Source organism: Streptomyces sp. NPDC091280, from assembly GCF_044768565.1.
Taxonomy (GTDB): domain Bacteria; phylum Actinomycetota; class Actinomycetes; order Streptomycetales; family Streptomycetaceae; genus Streptomyces.
Map to the genome: position 1 here is coordinate 408,748 of NZ_JBIVUZ010000005.1, position 19,668 is coordinate 428,415.

A 19,668-nucleotide genomic window follows, 5' to 3' on the forward strand; every position below is an offset into this window, starting at 1 on the left:
ACGGTCTCAGCCACCCTGCACCACCACCCTCCGCGTGGCCGCCGACTGCATCAGCCGCCCGGCCGCGAGCAGCGCCGCCGCCCAGGCCGCCTGGAAGGCGTAGGCGTGCAGCGGATCGGTCTTCCCCATCAGCACGTCCGCCGGCAGCTGGATCTGCGCGGCCCACGGCAGCGCCCGTACGACATCGCCGAGGGCGCCCGGGAAGGCGTTCAGCGGGAGCACCATGCCCGAGCAGAAGATGCCCAGGATCATCGTGGCCTGGTTGACGCCGGTGCCGTCCAGCAGCCAGAACGTGCTCAGCGCGGCCAGATAGCGGATGCCGAAGCTGACGACCACCGCCAGCAGCAGCGCCACCAGCAGGGCCGCCCAGGAGCCGGCGTCGGTGGGCAGCGCCATCGGGAAGAACAGCGCGCCGAACACGAAGGGGATCACGCCCCGCCCCAGCATCTGGAACATGGCCCGGCCGAAGTCGCTTGCCAGCCACCACAGTTGGAGATCGGCCGGCCGGTACAGGTCGACGGCGATGTCACCCGTACGGATGCGGTCCATCAGGTCCTTCTCGAACCCGCCGCCCTGGATCGCCAGCGTCGCGTACAGACACTGCCCCAGCCACACATAGGTCACCGCCTGCGCCTGGTCGTACCCCCCGAGATGCGGGCGCTCGTCCCACAGCGCGAGATAGGTGTAGACGAGGACCACGCCGAAGACGGTGTTGGTGAACACCCCGGCGAGCGTCGCCGCCCGATACGTCGCGTACCGTCTGAAACCCCCCGCCGCGACGGCCGCGTACAACCGCCCAGCACTCACCGGAAACCCGCCCTCCGCCACCTCTTGACACCGAAGCGCAGGAGCCTAGTGCGCAGGTGGTGACGCACGCCACGCATTTTCCGGGCAACTGCGTGCCGATGGTCGGGAACGGAACGCATGGTGCGAGAGTCTTCGTCTGGGGGCGCAGAAGCGCACAAGGCCGTACCGGAACATACGGGACCGTATGGGAACATGCGGGGCCGTACGCGACCGTACGACGCGAAACAGGAGTCCGTGCACGACATGAGCGACCAGCCGCAGCCGCAGCAGCCCGAGCAGGGCTGGGCACCGAGAGAGCCGGAAGCGGCTGCCGCACCCGGGGCGCCGGGGGCACCCGGGGACGGGAAGCCGAAGAAGCCCAAGCGGCCCAGGCGCACCGGCTGGCGGCGGATCATCCCGACCTGGCGGATGACGCTCGGCGGGGTCGTCGTGCTGGTGGCGCTGCTGATCGGCGCGTTCTACCTCGGCTACTCGATGGTCAAGATCCCGCCCGCCAACGCGCTGGCCACCAAGCAGTCCAACGTGTACCTCTACGCGGACGGCACCCAACTCGCCCGCGACGGCGAGGTCAACCGCGAGAACGTCGGCCTCGACCAGGTCTCCGCCAACGCCCAGCACGCCGTACTGGCCGCCGAGGACCGGGACTTCTTCTCCGAGTCCGCCGTCGACCCGAAGGCGATGGTCCGCGCCGCCTGGAACACCGCCACCGGCAAGGGCACCCAGTCCGGCTCCACGATCACCCAGCAGTACGTGAAGAACTACTACCTGGGCCAGGAACAGACCGTCACCCGCAAGGTGAAGGAGTTCTTCATCTCGATCAAGCTGGACCGCACGGAGTCCAAGTCCCAGATCCTGGAGGGCTACCTCAACACCAGCTACTTCGGCCGCAACGCCTACGGCATCCAGGCCGCCGCCCAGGCCTACTACGGCAAGGACGCCGTCGACCTCGACGCCGGCCGCGGCGCCTACCTCGCCGCGCTGCTGAACGCGCCCAGCGAGTACGACGTCGTGGCGCACCCCGAGAACAAGGCCGCGGCGGTGGCCCGTTGGAACTACGTCCTCGACGGCATGGTCAAGAAGGGCTGGCTCACCGAGTCCGCGCGCAGCGGCATGAAGTTCCCGATGCCGAAGGAGGCCACGGCGTCGACGAGCATGTCCGGGCAGCGCGGCTACATCGTCACCGCGATCAAGGACTACCTCGCCACCAACAAGATCATCGACGCGGACACCCTGGAAGCCGGCGGCTACCGCATCACCACCACGCTCCAGAAGAGCAAGCAGGACGCCTTCGTGAAGGCCGTCGACGACCAACTCATGTCCAAGCTCGACAAGAAGAGCCGCAAGGTCGACAACTACGTGCGCGCGGGCGGCGCTTCGGTCGACCCCAAGACCGGGAACATCGTCGCGATGTACGGCGGCATCGACTACGTCAAGCAGTACACGAACGGCGCGACCCGCGGCGACTTCCAAGTGGGCTCCACCTTCAAGCCGTTCGTCCTCGCCTCCGCGATCCAGAACGACTCGCAGACCCAGGACGGCCAGACCATCACGCCCAACACCTACTACGACGGCACCGACAAGCGCCCCGTGGAAGGCTGGAGCGGCGGTTCCTACGCCCCCGAGAACGAGGACGGCGTCTCCTACGGCGACATCACCGTCCGCACCGCCACCGACAAGTCCGTCAACTCGGTGTACGCGCAGATGGCCGTGGACGTGGGCCCCGCCAAGATCAAGCAGACCGCGATCGACCTCGGCATCCCCGCCGACACCCCCGACCTCACCGCCACCCCGTCCATCGCGCTCGGCCCGTCCACCGCGAGCGTCCTCGACATGGCGGAGGCCTACGCCACCCTCGCCAACCACGGCCAGCGGCACACGTACACGATGATCTCCAAGATCACCAAGGACGGCACCGACGAGGTCAAGCTGCCCGCGCGCAAGACCACCCGCGCGGTGAGCCGCGAGTCCGCCGACACCACGACCAACGTCCTGGAGAGCGTCGTCGACAACGGCACGGCGACCGCCGCGCAGGGCGCCGACCGCCCGGCGGCCGGCAAGACCGGCACCGCGGAGAAGGACACGGCGGCCTGGTTCGCGGGCTACACCCCCGACCTCGCCACCGTCGTCTCCGTCATGGGCCAGAACCCGACCACCGCCGCGCACGAGCCGCTCTACGGCGCGATGGGCCTCGCCCGCGTCAACGGCGGCGGGGCGCCCGCCGAGATCTGGGCCCAGTTCACCAAGACCGCCCTCAAGGGCACCGACGCGACCGACTTCGACCTCCAACTCCAGGACGGCGCCGAGACGGTGGCGCCCCCGAGCATCCAGCCCTCCCGGCCGTCTACGACCGACGGCCAGGACAACGGCGGCACGACCGCCACCGGCGGCCAGGGCGACCAGGGCCAGACCCAGGGCGGCACCACCGACGGCGGAACGACCACCGGCACCACCGGAGGCACCACCACCACGGACGGCGGCACCACGACGACCGGCGGCACGACGGGCACCACGACGGACGGCGGCACGACCACCACCGGCGGCACGACGGGCACGACCACGGACGGTTCGACGACGACCGGCGGCACCACGGGCACCACCACGGACGGCACCACCACCGGCGGCACGACGACCGGAGGGACGACGGCGGGACCCCAGAGCACGGCACGCAAGAAGGAGTGAGCCGCGCTCCCGGAGGCCGGGGCCCGGACTCTCCCGGGAGTCGGGGCCCGGACTCTCCCGAGGCCTAGTGCCCGGAGGTCGCCTTGAGTCCCACCACGGCGACCAGCAGCAGACACACGAAGAAGATCCGGGCGGCGGTGGCGGGCTCCCCCAGCACCACCATGCCGAGCACCGCCGCCCCCGCCGCCCCGATCCCCACCCACACGCCGTAGGCGGTCCCGATGGGCAGCGACTTCGCGGCGTACGACAGCAGCAGCATGCTGGCGACGATCCCGGCGCCGGTGAGCACACTGGGGACGAGCCGGGTGAAGCCGTCCGTGTACTTCATGCCGATCGACCAGCCGACTTCCAGCAGACCGGCGACGACGAGCAGAACCCAGGCCATGACAGGCACCTCCGAGACACACGGCTGACGGTGGTGCGTCGTCTTTGCGTGCTCTCCCGGTACGGCGCGTCTCGTCGGGCTCCCTTCCAACGTAGCAAAGGAACGGCAAAAGGGGCTGGTGACCATGGTCACCAGCCCCTCTGGTCCTTCGATCTACAGGTACAGGCCGGTCGAGTCCTCGGAGCCCTCGAACCGGTCGGCCGCCACCGCGTGCAGATCACGCTCACGCATCAGGACGTAGGCGACCCCGCGCACCTCGACCTCGGCGCGGTCCTCAGGGTCGTACAGCACCCGGTCGCCGGGCTCGACGGTCCGTACGTTCTGGCCCACCGCGACGACATCGGCCCAGGCCAGCCGCCGCCCGACCGCGGCCGTCGCCGGAATCAGGATCCCGCCGCCCGAACGCCGCTCGCCCTCGCTCTTGTCCTGCCGCACCAGCACACGGTCGTGCAGCATCCGGATGGGCAGCTTGTCGTGCTGGGTGCCCTGCTCGTCTCTCTTGGCGCTCACGCCCACGAACCTACCTGCCCCGGACCCGTCGGTACGCCGCCGGGTACCCCACGAAATCAGCCCCTACGACCCTTGCCGCGCCGCGAACCGAGGACGAACAGCCCCACGACCCCGACCACGACGAGCGCCACAGGAACGATCCGCTCCACGCGCGGCGCGCCCTCGTCGTCCACGAACTGCCCCTTGACGTCGCTCACGACGCGGTTGACGCCGACGTACGCCTTGCCGAGGGTGTGGTCGACGCTGGACGCGACCCTGGCCTTCGCGTCGCCCACGATGGTCTTCGGGTGCACCCGCACCCCGATCTCGTCGAGCGTGTCGGCCAGGACGTCGCGGCGACGCTTGATGTCCGCCTCGATCTGCGCCGGGGTTCTGGTGTCCGGCGTGTTCGACGTGTCCGTCACCGTACGGCCTCCGAAGTCTGCTGGTACTTGTGCCGGACAGTCTGTCAGCTCTCGCGCGGAGTGCACTGTCAGCACCCCCGGTTACGCTAGCGCGATGAGTGAACGACTCCAGCCCGGGGACGTTGCCCCCGCCTTCACGCTCCCCGACGCCGACGGCAACGAGGTGTCCCTCGCCGACCACAAGGGCCGCAAGGTCATCGTCTACTTCTACCCGGCGGCCCTGACGCCCGGCTGCACCAAGCAGGCCTGCGACTTCACGGACAACCTGGAACTGCTGGCCGGCGCCGGGTACGACGTCATCGGCATCTCCCCCGACCAGCCGGAGAAGCTCGCCAAGTTCCGCGAGAAGGAGAACCTCAAGATCACCCTCCTCGCCGACCCCGACAAGCAGGTCCTCGACGCCTACGCGGCCTTCGGCGAGAAGAAGAACTACGGCAAGACCTACATGGGCGTGATCCGCTCCACGATCGTCGTGGACGAGTCCGGCAAGGTCGAACACGCGCTGTACAACGTCCGCGCGACAGGCCACGTGGCAAAGATCATCAAGGACCTGGGCATCTAGGCTCCCCGCACCTCTCCACCCGCCCCTGAACGAGACCCGCACATCGAGAGCGCGGGCCGAGCCGCCGAGGCAACGGCCCGCCCTCCGCGGTGAGACGGTCGACGAGGCAGAGCACGGCCTTCGTTCCAGGCCGGATGCGACTCCCGGTACGATGACGGCGACCGGCGGCGGTGGCGCAATGGCGACGCAGCAGACTTAGGATCTGTGGCCCTTGATCGGGCTTGAGGGTTCGAATCCCTTCCGCCGCACTGGGACGGCCTGCGGATCGAGGAATCGATGCGCAGGCCGTTTGCGTGTCCGGCTCAGCCCAGCAACTCCCTCACCACCGGCACCAGTTCACGGAACGCCTGCCCCCGGTGCGAGATCGCGTTCTTCTCCTGCGCCGTGAGTTCCGCGCAGGTGCGGGTGTCGCCGTCCGGCTGGAGGATCGGGTCGTAGCCGAAACCGTTCGTGCCGGTCGGGGTGTGGCGGAGTACGCCGTTCAGCCGGCCCTCCACCACGCGTTCCGTGCCGTCGGGGAGGGCGAGGGCCGCCGCGCAGGCGAAGTGGGCCGCGCGGTGTTCGTCGGCGATGTCCGAGAGCTGGGCCAGGAGGAGGTCCAGGTTGGCCTTGTCGTCGCCGTGGCGGCCGGCCCAGCGGGCGGAGAAGATGCCGGGGGCGCCGTTCAGGACGTCGACGCAGAGGCCGGAGTCGTCGGCCACCGCGGGGAGGCCGGTCGCGCGGGCCAGGGCGTGGGCCTTGAGCAGGGCGTTCTCGGCGAAGGTGACGCCTGTTTCCTTGACGTCGGGGATGTCGGGGTAGGACTCGGCGCCGATCAGTTCGTGGGGCAGTCCCGCGTCCGCGAGGATCGACCTCAGTTCGGTGATTTTCCCGGCGTTGCGGGTGGCGAGGATCAGGCGTGTCATGGCGTCCAGTATCCCCGTGCCCTCCCAGCCCCCGCCCCGCGGCTACGACGTGCAGACCTTCGTCAGCTCGCCGGCCGCGTCCGTCACCGGGCTGATGTCGGGGGTGTTGTCGCCGTTCTTGACCGCCGTACGGACGTTGTCCACGGCCTTGCCGAGGTCGTCGACCGCTTTGTTGACGTCCGCGTTGTCGGTCTTGTCGCCGATCTTGCCGAGGTCCTTCTCGATGGAGTCGAGGGACTGGTCGGTCCGGGTGGGGTCGTCGGCCGCGTTCTCCACCGCCTGCTGGAGGCCGGTGACGCTGTCGGCGATGGTGTCGGCGGTCTGGACGCAGTCGATGGCCTTGTCGACGGCGTCGCAGCCGGTGGTGAGTCCGGCCGTGAGGCCGATCACCGCCACCGCGGTGGCGACGGCGATTCGGCTACGACGGCTGCGTCGGCTTGCGGCGGCCATGGTTCGGTTTCCTCCCCGTGGGGGTGGCCGCTGCGGCCACTCCCCGTTTCCGTTCCGTATGCGTAGGGACGCGAGCGCGGGCTGCCGGGTTGACCCCGCAGCCCGCTTCTCTTGGTACGTCCTTTACCCGGCCCGTCCAGCGTCCTACTTCTCCAGCGCGGCCTCAAGTGCCTTCAGCTGTACGGCGGTCAGCTCGCCGCAGCCGGCCACCGCGAGGTCGAGGAGGGCGTTGAGTTCGTCGCGGGCGAAGGGCTCGGCCTCGGCGGTGCCCTGGACCTCGACGAAGCGGCCGTCGCCGGTGCAGACGACGTTCATGTCGGTCTCGGCGCGGACGTCCTCCTCGTAGCAGAGGTCGAGGAGGGGGACTCCGCCGACGATGCCGACCGAGACGGCGGAGACCGTGCCGGTGAGCGGCTGGCGGCCGGCCTTGATCAGCTTCTTGCCCTGGGCCCAGGTGACGGCGTCCGCGAGCGCGACGTACGCGCCGGTGATGGCGGCCGTACGGGTGCCGCCGTCGGCCTGGAGGACGTCGCAGTCGAGGACGATGGTGTTCTCGCCGAGGGCCTTGTAGTCGATGACGGCGCGCAGCGAGCGGCCGATGAGGCGGCTGATCTCGTGGGTGCGTCCGCCGATCTTGCCGCGGACGGACTCGCGGTCGCCGCGGGTGTTGGTGGCGCGCGGCAGCATGGAGTACTCGGCGGTGACCCAGCCTTCGCCGCTGCCCTTGCGCCAGCGGGGGACGCCTTCGGTGACGGAGGCGGTGCAGAAGACCTTGGTGTCGCCGAAGGAGACGAGGACGGAGCCCTCGGCGTGCTTGCTCCACCCGCGTTCGATGGTGACGGGGCGGAGCTGTTCGGGGGTTCGGCCGTCGATTCGAGACATGGCGAAGAGCCTAGTCGTAGACGGGGCAGGGGCTCCTCCCACGGTGGGAGGAGCCCCTCGGAAATCCACAACTCGCGGGCGGCGGGGCCTACATCATGTCTTCGATGTCCGCCGCGATCGGGTCGGCGTCGGTGCCGATGACGACCTGGATGGCGGTGCCCATCTTGACGACGCCGTGGGCGCCGGCGGCCTTCAGGGCGGCCTCGTCGACCAGGCCCGGGTCCCGCACCTCGGTGCGCAGGCGGGTGATGCAGCCCTCGACCTCTTCGATGTTGTCGATACCGCCCAGCCCGGCAACGATCTTCTCAGCCTTGGTGGCCATGGTGTTCTCTCCCTGATCAGAACCGCTTTGTCGCAGTAACCCACAGTTGGCCCAGCTTCGCGAGCGGTCATGTCGTGCGTGCCGAATGATGGTGACGATCCCGTCGCCAACTGGTCTACACCACATTACCGAGAGGCGTCCATGAGTGCCGACAGTGCCGCCGCCGGTCCCGGTCGCGTCTCCTGGAACAAGGTGTTCCAGGGGTTGCAGAAGATGGGCCGCAGCCTCCAACTCCCCATCGCCGTCCTGCCGGCCGCCGGCATCCTCAACCGGCTGGGGCAGCCGGACGTGTTCGGGGACGACGGGCTGGGGTGGACCAATGTCTCGAAGGTGATGGCGGGCGCGGGCGGCGCGCTGCTGGACGGGCAGCTCGGGCTGCCGCTGCTGTTCTGCGTGGGTGTCGCGATCGGGATGGCGAAGAAGTCGGACGGGTCGACGGCGCTGGCCGGGCTGGTCGGCTTCCTCGTGTACTACAACGTGCTGCGCCAGTTCCCCAAGGACTGCACGGGCGGTACGGCGGTGCTGCCCGGGATCGGCTGCCAGGCGGCCGACCATTCGGTGTCGGCGTTCACGTACCAGAATCCGGGGGTGTTCGGCGGGATCGTGCTGGGGCTGCTGACGGCGTTCTTCTGGGCGCGGTACCACCGCACGAAGCTGGTGGACTGGCTGGGCTTCTTCAACGGGCGGCGGCTGGTGCCGATCATCATGTCGTTCGTGGCCATCGCGGTCGCGGCGGTGGCGCTGTGGATCTGGCCGCCGATCGGCACCGGGCTGGAACACTTCAGCGACTGGCTGAGCGCGCGGGGCGCGGTGGGCGCCGGGGTGTTCGGGCTGGCCAACCGGGCGTTGCTGGTCGTGGGGCTGCACCAGTTCCTGAACGTGCCCATCTGGTTCCAGTTCGGCAGCTACACCAAGCCGGACGGGACGGTGGTGCACGGTGACATCAACATGTTCCTGGCGGGCGACCCGAACGCGGGGCAGTTCACCTCGGGCTTCTTCCCGATCATGATGTTCGCGCTGCCGGCGGCGGCCCTCGCGATCGCACACTGCGCGAAGCCGAGCCGCCGCAAGGAGGTGGGCGGGCTGATGCTGTCGGTCGCGCTGACGTCCTTCGTGACCGGCATCACCGAGCCGATCGAGTACTCGTTCCTGTTCATCGCGCCCCTCCTCTACGCCGTCCACGCGGTGCTGACAGGTGTGTCCATGGCGGTGACCTGGGGGCTGGGGGTGCACGACGGGTTCAGCTTCTCGGCGGGGCTGATCGACTACGCGATCAACTGGAACCTGGCGACGAAACCGTGGGCGATCATCCCGATCGGGCTGTGCTTCGCCGCGGTGTACTACGCCGTCTTCCGTTTCGCGATCACGAAGTTCGATCTGAAGACTCCGGGACGGGAGCCGGAGGAGGAGCAGGAGGACGTCACAAAGGCCTGACGGCGCAGGTGAATTGGGCCCCCGGACCACCGGTCCGGGGGCCCTTCGCCGTGCCCGTCCCGGGGCGGTCGACGTGTACGTCGGGTAGCGATTCGGTCGCAGGTTTCATGGGTTCCTTTATGCGGACTTCATCTGCTACAACAGGTCTACACCACTGAGTGGTGTAGACCACCACCCGATGGAGGAAGTCTATGAGCACCGCCACCGCGCCAACGGCGGCCCCCACGAAGAAGTGGGGATCAGGCCTGTTCCAGGGCCTTCAGAAGATCGGCCGCAGCCTCCAGCTCCCGATCGCCGTGCTTCCGGCGGCCGGCATCCTGCTCCGGTTCGGGCAGGCCGACATCCACGACAAGCTGAACCTGCCGGACAAGGTGACGGCGGTCTTCGCCACCGCCGGTGGCGCGATCTTCGACAACCTGCCGCTGCTGTTCTGCATAGGTGTCGCGATCGGCTTCGCCAAGAAGTCCGACGGCTCCACCGCACTCGCCGCGCTCGTCGGCTTCCTCGTCTACAGCAATGTGCTCAAGGCCTTCCCCGTCACCGAGGCCAAGATCCTCAAGGGCGCGGACGTGGCCGCGACCTACAACAACCCCGGTGTCCTCGGCGGCATCATCATGGGGCTGCTCTCCGCGGTGCTGTGGCAGAAGTTCCACCGGACCAAGCTGGTCGACTGGCTCGGCTTCTTCAACGGCCGCCGGCTGGTGCCGATCATCATGGCGTTCGTCGGCACGCTCATGGGTGTCTTCTTCGGCCTGGTCTGGAAGCCGATCGGTGAGGGCATCTCGAACTTCGGCGAGTGGATCACCGGTCTCGGCGCCTTCGGTGCCGGTCTGTTCGGTCTGATCAACCGCGGCCTGATCCCGGTCGGCATGCACCAGTTCGTCAACTCCGTGGCCTGGTTCCAGATCGGCGACTACAAGGACGCCACCGGTGCCGTCGTCCACGGTGACCTGACCCGCTTCTTCGCCGGTGACCCCTCCGCCGGACAGTTCATGTCGGGCTTCTTCCCGATCATGATGTTCGGTCTGCCGGCCGCCGCGCTCGCCATCGCGCACTCCGCTCGCCCCGAGCGCCGCAAGGCCATCACCGGCATGATGATCTCGCTCGCGCTGACGTCCTTCGTGACCGGTGTGACCGAGCCGATCGAGTTCTCGTTCATGTTCATCGCCCCGGTGCTGTACGCGATCCACGCGGTGCTGACCGCCCTGTCCATGGCGATCACCTGGGCGCTCGGCGTCCACGCGGGCTTCACCTTCTCGGCCGGCTTCATCGACTACGCCCTGAACTGGAACCTCGCCACCAAGCCCTGGCTGATCATCCCGATCGGCCTGGTCTTCGGCGCGGTCTACTACTTCGTCTTCCGCTTCGCGATCACCAAGTGGAACCTCCCCACCCCGGGCCGCGAGCCCGAGGAGGAGATCGAGGACCTCACCAAGGCGTGAGCCTCCCGGCGGCACGACGAAGGCCCCGACACCGAGATGGTGCCGGGGCCTTCGCCGTGCACGGTCAGCTGTGCACGGTCAGATGTCGTACGACGCCCTCGGCGCCGCCAGTTCCACCGGCCCGGCGAAGACCTCGCGGGCGTCGGCCAGGTTGGCCTGGGGGTCGGTCCACGGGGGGATGTGGGTCAGGACCAGGCGCCGGGCTCCCGCCCTGGTCGCCGTCTCGCCCGCCTCGCGGCCGTTGAGGTGGAGGTCGGGGATGTTCTCCTTGCCGTGGGTGAACGCGGCCTCGCACAGGAACAGGTCGGTGTCCCGGGCGAGTTCGTCCAGGGATTCGCTGACGCCCGTGTCACCGGAGTAGGTGAGGGACCGGCCGCCGTGCTCGACGCGGATCGCGTAGGCCTCGACGGGGTGGCGGACCCGCTCGGTGTGCACGGTGAAGGGGCCGACGTCGAACGTGGACGGCTTCACCGTGTGGAAGTCGAAGACCTCGCTCATCGAGGAGGCGGTGGGGGTGTCGGCGTAGGCCGTGGTCAGACGGTGTTCGGTGCCCTCGGGGCCGTAGACCGGGATGGGGTCGCAACGGCCGCCGTCGTGGCGGTAGTAGCGCGCGACGAAGTACGCGCACATGTCGATGCAGTGGTCGGCGTGCAGATGGCTGAGGAAGATCGCGTCGAGGTCGTAGAGACCGCAGTGGCGCTGCAGCTCGCCGAGGGCGCCGTTGCCCATGTCGAGGAGCAGCCGGAAGCCGTCGGCCTCTACGAGGTAGCTCGAACAGGCCGATTCCGCGGACGGGAACGACCCCGAGCAGCCGACGACGGTGAGCTTCATAAAGCAGAAACCTCCGCTGGCGGTAACTTCTGGAGTTGGGGGACGGGGGTCGTGCGGTCCGTCGAGCGTAAGGCGCAAAAGGGCCGGTCGCTCCTCCGCCAAGGGCTGTTGTGGGGGAACTCACCTGTGGTGTCACCGGTTCGGCTGGAACCGGGGCGTGTGGGGTGCGCGAGGGGGCGCGCGGCGTTGTTTGCGCGCCTGTACGGTCGTCCCCATGAACACGTCCTGGTGGCTCGCACTCGCCGCGGTGATGTTGCTGGCGCTGATCGCCACGCTCGTCGACGGGTGGGGGCGGGGCCGCCGGCCGTCCCGGAGAGTCCGCGGGGACGGGCCGCGGCCCGCCGAGATCTGGTGGGCGAACGTGCCCTACGAGGACCAGCCGGGGGTGGCGAAGGACCGGCCGTGTCTGGTGCTGGCGGTACGGCGCCGGCAGGTCACCGTCGTGAAGATCACCAGCAAGTACCACGAGGAGCGGGGCGGGGTCATCCCGCTGCCGCCGGGCGCCGTCGGGGACGCGCGCGGACGGGCCAGCTTCCTGGAGACCGACGAGCTGCGGTCGGTGCCGGTGTCAGGGTTCCGCCGGAAGGTGGGGGTGGTGGACCCGGTGCTGTGGGACCAGGTCCGTCACCTCGCCGGCTAGGAAGCCGCAGCCCTCAGGCCCAGAGCTGGCCCTGGAGGGTCTTGATCGCTTCCTCTGTCGTGGCCGCCGTGTACACGCCCGTCGACAGGTACTTCCAGCCGCCGTCCGCCACGACGAACACGATGTCGGCGCTCTCCCCCGCCGCCACGGCCTTCCGGCCCACGCCGATCGCCGCGTGCAGGGCCGCGCCGGTGGAGACGCCGGCGAAGATGCCCTCCTGCTGGAGGAGTTCGCGGGTGCGGGTGACCGCGTCGGCGGAGCCGACCGAGAAGCGGGTGGTGAGGACGGAGGCGTCGTAGAGCTCGGGGACGAAGCCCTCGTCGAGGTTGCGCAGGCCGTAGACGAGGTCGTCGTAGCGCGGCTCGGCGGCGACGATCCTGACGTCCGGCTTGTGCTCGCGCAGGTAGCGGCCGACCCCCATGAGCGTGCCCGTGGTGCCGAGGCCGGCCACGAAGTGAGTGATCGACGGGAGGTCGGCGAGGATCTCCGGGCCGGTGGTGGCGTAGTGGGCGCCCGCGTTGTCCGGGTTGCCGTACTGGTAGAGCATCACCCAGTCGGGGTGCTCGGCCGAGAGTTCCTTCGCCACGCGTACGGCCGTGTTGGAGCCGCCCGCCGCGGGGCTCGGGATGATCTCGGCGCCCCACATGCCGAGCAGTTCACGGCGTTCCTGCGAGGTGTTCTCGGGCATCACGCAGACCATGCGGTAGCCCTTGAGCTTCGCGGCCATGGCGAGGGAGATGCCGGTGTTGCCGGAGGTCGGCTCCAGGATCGTGCAGCCGGGCGTGAGGCGGCCGTCCTTCTCCGCCTGCTCGATCATGTGCAGGGCCGGGCGGTCCTTGACGGAACCGGTCGGGTTGCGGTCCTCCAGCTTGGCCCAGACGCGGACCTCGGGGGACGGCGAGAGCCGCGGCAGGCGCACCAGAGGGGTGTTGCCCACCGCGGCCAGCGGGGAGTCGTAACGCATCGACGATCAGGCCGCACCGCCGGCCACGGCCGGCAGGATCGTGACGCTGTCGCCGTCGGTCAGCTTGGTGTTGATGCCGTCGAGGAAGCGGACGTCCTCGTCGTTCAGGTACACGTTGACGAAGCGGCGCAGTTCGCCGCCGTCGACGATCCGGGCCTGGATGCCCGCGTGCCGGGTTTCGAGGTCGGCGAAGAGCGCGGCGAGGTTGTCACCGGCACCCTCGACGGCCTTCTCGCCGCCGGTGTAGGTGCGGAGGATGGTGGGGATGCGGACCTCGATGGCCATGGCAAGGGGCTCCTGTCGGAAGCGGGAGGGGTCGTCTGGTGTCGGTGGGCACACGTCTTGCCGCGGCGCACGGGCCGTACGGCGACAGCGCGCTGTCAACAGATGGCGCTGTTCAGCCTGCACAGGTCGACGTGCAGCCGCGCCACGAGCAGTGTGCCCGGCGCCTTGTCGCTCACGTCGAGAAGAACCATGGGCTCATCGTATCGATTCCCGGTCCCGTCCCCGGAGTGTGATCCCATCTTTCGGACAGAATTCGTCCACTGTGCGAGATCAGTACGCCTCTACGATCCTGACCTCCTCCTCGGTCACCTCTTCGCCCACGATCCGGAACGAGCGGAACTGGAAGTCGCCGAAGCCGTCCGTGTCGGCGGTGGAGACCAGGACGTAGTGGGCGCCGGGCACCTTGGCGATGGAGATGTCGGTGCGTGAGGGGTACGCCTCGGTCGCCGTGTGGGAGTGGTAGATGACCACCGCTTCCTCGTCACGCTTCCACATCTCGTCGTACACCTTGTACCACTCGTCGTCGTCGAACCTGTAGAACGTCGGCGAGCGCTCGGCGTTGAGCATCGGGATGTACCGCTCGGGGCGGTCGGACTCCTCGGGGCCCGCGATGAGACCGCACGCCTCGTCGGGGTGGTCCGCGCGCGCGTGCGCCACGATCTGGTCGTACAGGGCCTGCGTGATGGTCAGCATGGTCAGCAGGATAAGCAGAGAGGCCGCCGCATACCGAGGGGTGGTACGCGGCGGCCCATATGCCAAGACGAGTGGTCGGCCCGGACGGTCAGCCGACTTTCTCGAAGACCGCTTCCTCGCGCCGGGCGAGCCGCGGATCGCGGGACTTGAGGACCAGCCAGCCGATCCACAGGGCGAGGGTCCAGCCCGCCATGACGTAGAGGCAGACCCGGGAGTCCGGGTCGTAGGCGATGAGGCCGGTGACGAAGAGGAGGAAGGCGATGGCCACGTACGAGAACTTCGTGCCGCCCGGGGCCGGGAAGGACGAGGCGGGGAGACGGCCGGCGTCGACCGCGCGGCGGTAGCGGACATGGCTGATCAGGATCATCAGCCAGGTCCAGATGCCGGCGGCGGTGGCGACCGAGGTGACGTAGCCGAAGGCCTTCTCCGGGACGACGTAGTTGAGGACCACGCCGATGCCCATGAAGGCGACGGAGACCGTGATGCCGAGGGCCGGGGTCTTGGAGGCGGAGAGCCTGCCGAAGGCCTTGGGGGCCTCGCCGTTGTCGGCCAGGGTGCGGAGCATGCGGCCCGTCGAGTACATGCCGGAGTTGCAGGAGGAGAGGGCGGCCGTGAGCACCACGAAGTTGACGATGCCCGCGCCCGCCGGGATGCCGATCCGCGCGAACGCCTCGACGAACGGGCTGACGCCCGGGGCGAACTCGGTCCACTTCACGACGCAGAGGATGACGGTGAGGGCGCCGACGTAGAAGAGGGCGATGCGCCAGGGGAGGGTGTTGATCGCCTTGGGGAGGGTCTTCTCCGGGTTCTCGGACTCGCCCGCGGTGACGCCGACCAGTTCGACGGCGAGGTAGGCGAACATCACGCCCTGGAGGGTCATCAGGGAGGACCCGACGCCCTTGGGGAAGAGGCCGTCGAACTGCCAGAGGTTGGCGACCGAGGCGGTGTCGCCGGCGCTGCTGAAGCCGAAGGTGAGGACGCCGAGGCCGATCACGATCATGCCGATCAGGGCGGTGACCTTGACCATCGAGAACCAGAACTCGATCTCGCCGAAGAGCTTCACGGAGATCAGGTTGGCGACGAAGAGAATCACCAGGAAGGCGAGCGCGGTCACCCACTGGGAGACGGCGGGGAACCAGTAGTTGACGTAGATGGCGGCGGCCGTCAGCTCGGCCATGCCGGTGACCACCCACATCAGCCAGTACGTCCACGCGGTGAAGTAGCCGAAGAACGGGCCGAGGAATTCACGGGAGTACTCCGCGAAGGAGCCCGACACCGGGCGGTACAGGAGCAGTTCGCCCAGGGCCCGCATGATGAAGAAGATGATCACGCCGGCCAGGGCGTACATGAAGATGAGGCTGGGTCCGGCCTTGGCGATGTTCGCCCCGGCTCCCAGGAACAGCCCGACGCCTACGGCGCCGCCGATCGCGATCATCTGGACCTGACGGCTGCCGAGCCCGCGCTCGTACCCCTCCTCGGGGGCGTTGTCCGTCTCGACCTGAGCGGAGGTCATGTGTGGTGCGCCTTTCTCTTTCTCCGAATCCCCCCAATGGACTGGAGCTGCCCGACCGAGGTCCGCCGGCCGTACGGCAAACCCGGCGGGACATGGGTGACGTCCGCCGGGTGGTCGTGAAGATCTATCACGGTCACAATCGTCACCGACACGGACTTTTATGGCACACACCACAGGAAGAACCGGACAAAAACCAGCGCCGCCCGCCATTCCCGACCACCACGGTGACGTGATCGTTATTTGGATTTGAGGCTCCGCTGAGCGAACGGGACGCCTCCGGGGGGTGGGTTGGTTGCGGTGGGTCGTGTCGCAGGCAGGGTTCATGCGGACGGTGCGGACGGCTGGGCCACCCGGCCGACGCGTGCTTGGCGGGCGCGGCCCGGGTATCCGGCGTTGGCGCCTCGGGACGCCGGAACGGCAGGACGAGCCGGACCGTCGATTCGGCTGCCCCTGATGGAGCCAACGCCCCGGCCCGGGCGGCCGACACGACGCGGACAGTCCGGCCCGCGCGACCGGTACGCGTCGGCCGACGTGGACAGCGGGTCCGCACACCCGCGGTGATCCAAGGTGATCCGCGCCGACACGCCTCTACAACCGGAACGGATCACCCAGCTGGTGCCGGAGACCTACACGTGGGAGACCCCACCCACGCGCGCATCGCGGCCCGAGCCGCCACGCCCCGTACAGCCGGTGCGCGTCGAACGGTCGGCGTGGGGAGTTCGCCCGTACGCCCACGGCCATCCCGGCCCAGCTATCCCGGCTGCCGCGGCCCGAGCCGTCCGGCCGCCGTGCCCCCTGCGGGTCGGCAAGCCTGTGTGACCGTACGAGCAGGCCGGCCGCCCCCGTCCGCGTCGCCCCGTCAGCCTGTCGTCCCCGCGTCGCCCCGTCAGCGCAGCAGTGTCGTGACCAGGGTTTCCTGGAGGCCGCCCAGCCACAGGTAGGCCATCACCATCGGCTTGCGGGGGTCCTCGTCGGGGAGGCGGTAGAGGTCGTCGGTGTCGTCCTCGTCGGTGATGTCGAGGCGTGAACCGATGGCCAGGCGGAGGTCGTTGAGGGAGCCGAGCCACTGGCGGGACTCGTCGGCCGTGAGTTTCAGGACCGCTCCGCCGTCGCCGCCGGGGGTGAGGGAGTCGAGGGTGCGGATCACCGCGAGGGCGTTCTCGCGCTTGCCGGCCCGCAGGTCGTTCTCGGTGAAGCGGCGGAACTCGGCGGAGTGCGCCATCCGTTCCTCGGCGTCCTGCGGGGAGTCCGGGGCCTGCTCCGGGTCGGTGTACGCGTCCGGGAACAGCCGGCGCAGCACCGGGTCGGCGGGCGGTTCGCTCGGGCCCTCGGCGAAGAGTTCGGCGAGCGGGTCGTCGGGCGCGTCCTCGCCCGGTCCCGGGCCGATCAGCTCAAGGAGCTGGACGGCCAGGGACCGGATGATGGAGATCTCGACGTCGTCGAGGGCGACGGCGGCACCGCCGCCGCGCAGCGGTTCGAAGTGTCCTGGCATCGGGCTGAGTCGCTACTTCCGGTCCTGCTGGAGGGTGGCCCACAGACCGTAGCCGTGCATGGCCTGCACATCGCGTTCCATCTCCTCGCGGCTGCCGCTGGAGACGACCGCGCGGCCCTTGTGGTGGACGTCCATCATGAGCTTGGTGGCCTTGTCCTTCGAGTAGCCGAAGTACGTCTGGAAGACGTACGTCACGTAGCTCATGAGGTTGACCGGGTCGTTGTGCACGATCGTGACCCAGGGGACGTCCGGCTCGGGTACGGCGAAGACCTCCTCCGCCGACTCGGTGCGTTCGATCTCCAGGGGTGCGGGTGACGTCACAGCGCCCATGCTGCCACCAGAAGGGGGTGCCCGCACAAACGGACCCCACAAATCGTCAGAGTGACGAAATGGGAGTACGATCCATCGTCATGAACACAGCGGACCTTGGGCTGCCGGTGGACGTTCCCTCGACGGCGCTCTTCACCGACCACTACGAGCTGACGATGTTGCAGGCCGCCCTCAAAGCGGGTACGGCCGACCGGCGTTCGGTCTTCGAGTGCTTCACCCGGCGGCTGCCCGAGGGGCGGCGCTACGGCGTCGTCGCGGGCACCGGACGCGTGCTCGACGCGGTGGAGAACTTCCGCTTCGACGCGGACGTCCTCGGCTTCCTGCGCGAGCGGAACGTCGTCAACGAGGAGACCCTGGAGTGGCTCGCCGCCTATCGCTTCAGCGGTGACGTCTGGGGCTACCCGGAGGGCGAGGTGTACTTCCCGGGCTCGCCGATCATGCGGGTCGAGGGGTCCTTCGCCGAGTGCGTGCTCCTGGAGACCGTGATCCTCTCCATCCTCAACCACGACTCCGCCATCGCCGCCGCCGCCTCCCGCATGGCCTCCGCCGCCGGCGAGCGCCCGCTGATCGAGATGGGCGCCCGCCGCACCCACGAACTCGCCGCCGTCGCCGCCTCCCGCGCCGCCTACGTCGGCGGTTTCGCCACCACCTCCGACCTCGCGGCCGGATTCCGCTACGGCATCCCCACCGTCGGCACCTCCGCGCACGCCTTCACCCTGCTCCACGACAGCGAACGCGACGCGTTCCAGGCCCAGGTGGACTCGCTCGGCCGCAACACCACCCTGCTCGTCGACACCTACGACGTCACCGAGGCCGTCCGCACGGCGGTCGAGGTCGCCGGGCCCGAACTGGGCGCCGTCCGCATCGACTCCGGCGACCTGCTGCTCGTCGCGCACCGGGTGCGGCAGCAGCTGGACGAGCTCGGCGCCGTCAACACGAAGATCATCGTGACCTCCGACCTGGACGAGTACGCCATCGCCTCGCTCGCGGCGGCGCCCGTGGACGCGTACGGCGTCGGCACCCAGCTGGTGACCGGCTCCGGGCACCCGACCTGCTCGATGGTCTACAAGCTGGTCGCCCGCGCCGAGTCCGCCGACCCGAAGGCGCCGCTGGTGCCGGTCGCGAAGAGGTCCAGCGGCGGCAAGACCTCGATCGGCGGGCGCAAGTGGGCGGCTCGGCGGCTGGACCGTGACGGGTTCGCGGAGGCGGAGGTGGTCGGCACCGGGCAAGTCCCCGCCGAACTGGCCGACCGGCAGCTCCTGGTCGAGCTGGTCAAGGGCGGTGCGGTCGTCGCCCGCGAACCCCTGGACGTCGTACGGGACCGGCACGCGGCGGCGCGGGCCAACCTGCCGTTGTCGGCGACCCAGTTGTCGCGCGGGGAGGCCGTGATCCCGACGGAGTACCTGCACGGGCGCTCGGGTAGTTAAGACCAGCACGAAAATCAGGGGTGCGCCCTCCCGTGGTGCCGCCGAAGTCTCTAGGCTCGAATCTCACTCACTGTCGAAGGACACCACCATGCGCCGCGCCTTGATCGTCGTTGACGTGCAGAACGACTTCTGCGAGGGAGGCAGTCTCGCGGTGGCCGGTGGTGCCGACGTGGCCGCCGCCGTGACCGAGCTGATCGGGCAGGCGCCCGCCGGCTACCGGCATGTCGTGGCCACCCGCGACCACCACATCGCGCCCGGCGGCCACTTCGCCGACAACCCCGACTACGCCCACTCCTGGCCCGCGCACTGTGTCGCGGGCACGGAGGGTGTCGGCTTCCACCCGAACTTCGCGCCGGCGGTCGCCTCCGGCGCGATCGACGCGGTCTTCGACAAGGGGGCGTACGCGGCGGCGTACAGCGGGTTCGAGGGGCGCGACGAGAACGGCGTCACGCTGGGCGACTGGCTGCGGGCCCGGGAGATCGACGAGGTGGACGTCGTCGGGATCGCCACCGACCACTGTGTGAAGGCCACCGCGCTGGACGCCGTACGGGAGGGGTTCCGCACCCAGGTGCTGCTCGACCTCACCGCCGGGGTGGCCGAGGCGAGCACCGACCGCGCGCTGGAGGAACTGCGCGCGGCCGGCGTGGAGTTGACCGGAAAGCCGGTCGTCTAGGCCGCCCGGACAAGCCGCCCGGACAGGCCGCCCGAAGC

The 19,668-nt window shown here is 69.3% G+C and carries 23 protein-coding genes, 1 tRNA gene and 1 riboswitch; of the genes, 8 read left to right on the forward strand and 16 right to left on the reverse strand.

The window, feature by feature from the left end:
* Positions 1–6: 6 nt before the first annotated feature.
* On the reverse strand, positions 7–807 hold the full coding sequence (locus ACIQPR_RS17870) for an ABC transporter permease (RefSeq protein ID WP_403648831.1): 801 nt from the start codon (positions 805–807) through the stop codon (positions 7–9).
* Between the two features lie 243 nt (positions 808–1,050).
* Here ACIQPR_RS17870 and ACIQPR_RS17875 point away from each other — a divergent pair, with 243 nt between their 5' ends.
* Positions 1,051–3,486, forward strand: a complete 2,436-nt coding sequence (locus ACIQPR_RS17875) for a transglycosylase domain-containing protein (protein WP_403648834.1) — start codon at positions 1,051–1,053, stop codon at positions 3,484–3,486.
* A gap of 64 nt (positions 3,487–3,550) precedes the next feature.
* Here the strand turns inward: ACIQPR_RS17875 and sugE are convergent, their stop codons facing one another.
* The 3 genes from sugE to ACIQPR_RS17890 form a co-directional block, all read right to left on the reverse strand.
* Complete coding sequence (sugE, locus tag ACIQPR_RS17880) at positions 3,551–3,871, reverse strand: quaternary ammonium compound efflux SMR transporter SugE (RefSeq protein WP_200715510.1); 321 nt, start codon at positions 3,869–3,871, stop codon at positions 3,551–3,553.
* Between the two features lie 32 nt (positions 3,872–3,903).
* A riboswitch (guanidine-III (ykkC-III) riboswitch) is annotated at positions 3,904–3,978 on the reverse strand.
* A gap of 46 nt (positions 3,979–4,024) precedes the next feature.
* Entirely contained in the window at positions 4,025–4,327 is a 303-nt protein-coding gene (locus ACIQPR_RS17885; RefSeq protein ID WP_234477993.1) for a co-chaperone GroES, read from the reverse strand.
* Between the two features lie 110 nt (positions 4,328–4,437).
* Complete coding sequence (locus ACIQPR_RS17890; protein ID WP_403648837.1) at positions 4,438–4,785, reverse strand: DUF3618 domain-containing protein; 348 nt, start codon at positions 4,783–4,785, stop codon at positions 4,438–4,440.
* A 94-nt stretch (positions 4,786–4,879) separates the two neighbouring features.
* Between ACIQPR_RS17890 and bcp the strand changes: the two genes are divergently transcribed.
* Together bcp and ACIQPR_RS17900 are read left to right on the forward strand one after the other, a co-directional pair.
* Positions 4,880–5,347 carry a thioredoxin-dependent thiol peroxidase gene (gene bcp / locus ACIQPR_RS17895; RefSeq protein ID WP_403648839.1) on the forward strand — a complete coding sequence of 156 codons (468 nt, stop codon included), beginning with the start codon at positions 4,880–4,882 and terminating at the stop codon, positions 5,345–5,347.
* 164 nt (positions 5,348–5,511) lie between these two features.
* Positions 5,512–5,595, forward strand: a tRNA-Leu gene (locus ACIQPR_RS17900).
* Between the two features lie 54 nt (positions 5,596–5,649).
* Here the strand turns inward: ACIQPR_RS17900 and rdgB are convergent.
* The 4 genes from rdgB to ACIQPR_RS17920 form a co-directional block, all read right to left on the reverse strand.
* Complete coding sequence (rdgB, locus tag ACIQPR_RS17905) at positions 5,650–6,252, reverse strand: RdgB/HAM1 family non-canonical purine NTP pyrophosphatase (protein WP_403648842.1); 603 nt, start codon at positions 6,250–6,252, stop codon at positions 5,650–5,652.
* A 42-nt stretch (positions 6,253–6,294) separates the two neighbouring features.
* On the reverse strand, positions 6,295–6,702 hold the full coding sequence (locus ACIQPR_RS17910) for a hypothetical protein (RefSeq protein WP_403648844.1): 408 nt from the start codon (positions 6,700–6,702) through the stop codon (positions 6,295–6,297).
* Between the two features lie 144 nt (positions 6,703–6,846).
* Entirely contained in the window at positions 6,847–7,584 is a 738-nt protein-coding gene (rph, locus tag ACIQPR_RS17915; protein ID WP_403648847.1) for a ribonuclease PH, read from the reverse strand.
* Between the two features lie 88 nt (positions 7,585–7,672).
* Positions 7,673–8,032, reverse strand: coding sequence for a glucose PTS transporter subunit EIIB (locus ACIQPR_RS17920; RefSeq protein WP_403648850.1), 360 nt, complete (start codon positions 8,030–8,032; stop codon positions 7,673–7,675).
* Positions 8,033–8,047: 15 nt separating this feature from the next.
* Here ACIQPR_RS17920 and ACIQPR_RS17925 point away from each other — a divergent pair, with 15 nt between their 5' ends.
* Together ACIQPR_RS17925 and ACIQPR_RS17930 are read left to right on the forward strand one after the other, a co-directional pair.
* On the forward strand, positions 8,048–9,340 hold the full coding sequence (locus tag ACIQPR_RS17925; protein WP_403648853.1) for a PTS transporter subunit EIIC: 1,293 nt from the start codon (positions 8,048–8,050) through the stop codon (positions 9,338–9,340).
* A 191-nt stretch (positions 9,341–9,531) separates the two neighbouring features.
* A complete protein-coding gene (locus tag ACIQPR_RS17930; protein WP_403648856.1) occupies positions 9,532–10,782 on the forward strand; it encodes a PTS transporter subunit EIIC in 1,251 nt (416 codons plus the stop codon).
* A 78-nt stretch (positions 10,783–10,860) separates the two neighbouring features.
* Here the strand turns inward: ACIQPR_RS17930 and ACIQPR_RS17935 are convergent, their stop codons facing one another.
* Positions 10,861–11,613: an MBL fold metallo-hydrolase gene (locus ACIQPR_RS17935; RefSeq protein ID WP_200715496.1), complete on the reverse strand. Its 753-nt coding sequence runs from the start codon at positions 11,611–11,613 to the stop codon at positions 10,861–10,863.
* A 214-nt stretch (positions 11,614–11,827) separates the two neighbouring features.
* On the opposite strand from ACIQPR_RS17935, the gene ACIQPR_RS17940 reads away from it, so the two are divergent.
* A complete protein-coding gene (locus ACIQPR_RS17940) occupies positions 11,828–12,253 on the forward strand; it encodes a type II toxin-antitoxin system PemK/MazF family toxin (RefSeq protein ID WP_403648858.1) in 426 nt (141 codons plus the stop codon).
* 13 nt (positions 12,254–12,266) lie between these two features.
* On the opposite strand, the gene ACIQPR_RS17945 is transcribed toward ACIQPR_RS17940, so the two are convergent.
* The 7 genes from ACIQPR_RS17945 to clpS all read right to left on the reverse strand — a co-directional run bounded on the left by ACIQPR_RS17945 (position 12,267) and on the right by clpS (position 17,530).
* Positions 12,267–13,217: a PLP-dependent cysteine synthase family protein gene (locus ACIQPR_RS17945; protein WP_403648861.1), complete on the reverse strand. Its 951-nt coding sequence runs from the start codon at positions 13,215–13,217 to the stop codon at positions 12,267–12,269.
* Between the two features lie 6 nt (positions 13,218–13,223).
* Complete coding sequence (locus tag ACIQPR_RS17950) at positions 13,224–13,502, reverse strand: MoaD/ThiS family protein (protein ID WP_403648864.1); 279 nt, start codon at positions 13,500–13,502, stop codon at positions 13,224–13,226.
* 95 nt (positions 13,503–13,597) lie between these two features.
* Positions 13,598–13,693, reverse strand: coding sequence for a putative leader peptide (locus tag ACIQPR_RS17955; RefSeq protein WP_019065921.1), 96 nt, complete (start codon positions 13,691–13,693; stop codon positions 13,598–13,600).
* A 79-nt stretch (positions 13,694–13,772) separates the two neighbouring features.
* Positions 13,773–14,195, reverse strand: a complete 423-nt coding sequence (locus ACIQPR_RS17960) for a Mov34/MPN/PAD-1 family protein (protein ID WP_403648867.1) — start codon at positions 14,193–14,195, stop codon at positions 13,773–13,775.
* 88 nt (positions 14,196–14,283) lie between these two features.
* On the reverse strand, positions 14,284–15,708 hold the full coding sequence (locus ACIQPR_RS17965) for an amino acid permease (RefSeq protein WP_403648870.1): 1,425 nt from the start codon (positions 15,706–15,708) through the stop codon (positions 14,284–14,286).
* A gap of 886 nt (positions 15,709–16,594) precedes the next feature.
* Positions 16,595–17,200, reverse strand: a complete 606-nt coding sequence (locus ACIQPR_RS17970) for a DUF2017 domain-containing protein (protein WP_403648873.1) — start codon at positions 17,198–17,200, stop codon at positions 16,595–16,597.
* A 12-nt stretch (positions 17,201–17,212) separates the two neighbouring features.
* Positions 17,213–17,530 carry an ATP-dependent Clp protease adapter ClpS gene (gene clpS / locus ACIQPR_RS17975; RefSeq protein WP_043679478.1) on the reverse strand — a complete coding sequence of 106 codons (318 nt, stop codon included), beginning with the start codon at positions 17,528–17,530 and terminating at the stop codon, positions 17,213–17,215.
* A gap of 80 nt (positions 17,531–17,610) precedes the next feature.
* On the opposite strand from clpS, the gene ACIQPR_RS17980 reads away from it, so the two are divergent.
* On the forward strand, positions 17,611–18,957 hold the full coding sequence (locus ACIQPR_RS17980) for a nicotinate phosphoribosyltransferase (RefSeq protein WP_403648876.1): 1,347 nt from the start codon (positions 17,611–17,613) through the stop codon (positions 18,955–18,957).
* 88 nt (positions 18,958–19,045) lie between these two features.
* Positions 19,046–19,630: an isochorismatase family protein gene (locus tag ACIQPR_RS17985; protein ID WP_403648879.1), complete on the forward strand. Its 585-nt coding sequence runs from the start codon at positions 19,046–19,048 to the stop codon at positions 19,628–19,630.
* Positions 19,631–19,668: the final 38 nt, after the last annotated feature.

Bases quoted from the DNA above. Each gene is read 5' to 3' on its own strand.
- ACIQPR_RS17875 (WP_403648834.1), top strand. From the start codon at position 1,051: ATGAGCGACCAGCCGCAGCCGCAGCAGCCCGAGCAGGGCTGGGCACCG.
- sugE (WP_200715510.1), bottom strand. From the start codon at position 3,871: ATGGCCTGGGTTCTGCTCGTCGTCGCCGGTCTGCTGGAAGTCGGCTGG.
- ACIQPR_RS17885 (WP_234477993.1), bottom strand. From the start codon at position 4,327: ATGCTGCACGACCGTGTGCTGGTGCGGCAGGACAAGAGCGAGGGCGAG.
- bcp (WP_403648839.1), top strand. From the start codon at position 4,880: ATGAGTGAACGACTCCAGCCCGGGGACGTTGCCCCCGCCTTCACGCTC.
- rdgB (WP_403648842.1), bottom strand. From the start codon at position 6,252: ATGACACGCCTGATCCTCGCCACCCGCAACGCCGGGAAAATCACCGAA.
- ACIQPR_RS17910 (WP_403648844.1), bottom strand. From the start codon at position 6,702: ATGGCCGCCGCAAGCCGACGCAGCCGTCGTAGCCGAATCGCCGTCGCC.
- rph (WP_403648847.1), bottom strand. From the start codon at position 7,584: ATGTCTCGAATCGACGGCCGAACCCCCGAACAGCTCCGCCCCGTCACC.
- ACIQPR_RS17920 (WP_403648850.1), bottom strand. From the start codon at position 8,032: ATGTGGTGTAGACCAGTTGGCGACGGGATCGTCACCATCATTCGGCAC.
- ACIQPR_RS17925 (WP_403648853.1), top strand. From the start codon at position 8,048: ATGAGTGCCGACAGTGCCGCCGCCGGTCCCGGTCGCGTCTCCTGGAAC.
- ACIQPR_RS17930 (WP_403648856.1), top strand. From the start codon at position 9,532: ATGAGCACCGCCACCGCGCCAACGGCGGCCCCCACGAAGAAGTGGGGA.
- ACIQPR_RS17935 (WP_200715496.1), bottom strand. From the start codon at position 11,613: ATGAAGCTCACCGTCGTCGGCTGCTCGGGGTCGTTCCCGTCCGCGGAA.
- ACIQPR_RS17940 (WP_403648858.1), top strand. From the start codon at position 11,828: ATGAACACGTCCTGGTGGCTCGCACTCGCCGCGGTGATGTTGCTGGCG.
- ACIQPR_RS17945 (WP_403648861.1), bottom strand. From the start codon at position 13,217: ATGCGTTACGACTCCCCGCTGGCCGCGGTGGGCAACACCCCTCTGGTG.
- ACIQPR_RS17950 (WP_403648864.1), bottom strand. From the start codon at position 13,502: ATGGCCATCGAGGTCCGCATCCCCACCATCCTCCGCACCTACACCGGC.
- ACIQPR_RS17955 (WP_019065921.1), bottom strand. From the start codon at position 13,693: ATGGTTCTTCTCGACGTGAGCGACAAGGCGCCGGGCACACTGCTCGTG.
- ACIQPR_RS17960 (WP_403648867.1), bottom strand. From the start codon at position 14,195: ATGCTGACCATCACGCAGGCCCTGTACGACCAGATCGTGGCGCACGCG.
- ACIQPR_RS17965 (WP_403648870.1), bottom strand. From the start codon at position 15,708: ATGACCTCCGCTCAGGTCGAGACGGACAACGCCCCCGAGGAGGGGTAC.
- ACIQPR_RS17970 (WP_403648873.1), bottom strand. From the start codon at position 17,200: ATGCCAGGACACTTCGAACCGCTGCGCGGCGGCGGTGCCGCCGTCGCC.
- clpS (WP_043679478.1), bottom strand. From the start codon at position 17,530: ATGGGCGCTGTGACGTCACCCGCACCCCTGGAGATCGAACGCACCGAG.
- ACIQPR_RS17980 (WP_403648876.1), top strand. From the start codon at position 17,611: ATGAACACAGCGGACCTTGGGCTGCCGGTGGACGTTCCCTCGACGGCG.
- ACIQPR_RS17985 (WP_403648879.1), top strand. From the start codon at position 19,046: ATGCGCCGCGCCTTGATCGTCGTTGACGTGCAGAACGACTTCTGCGAG.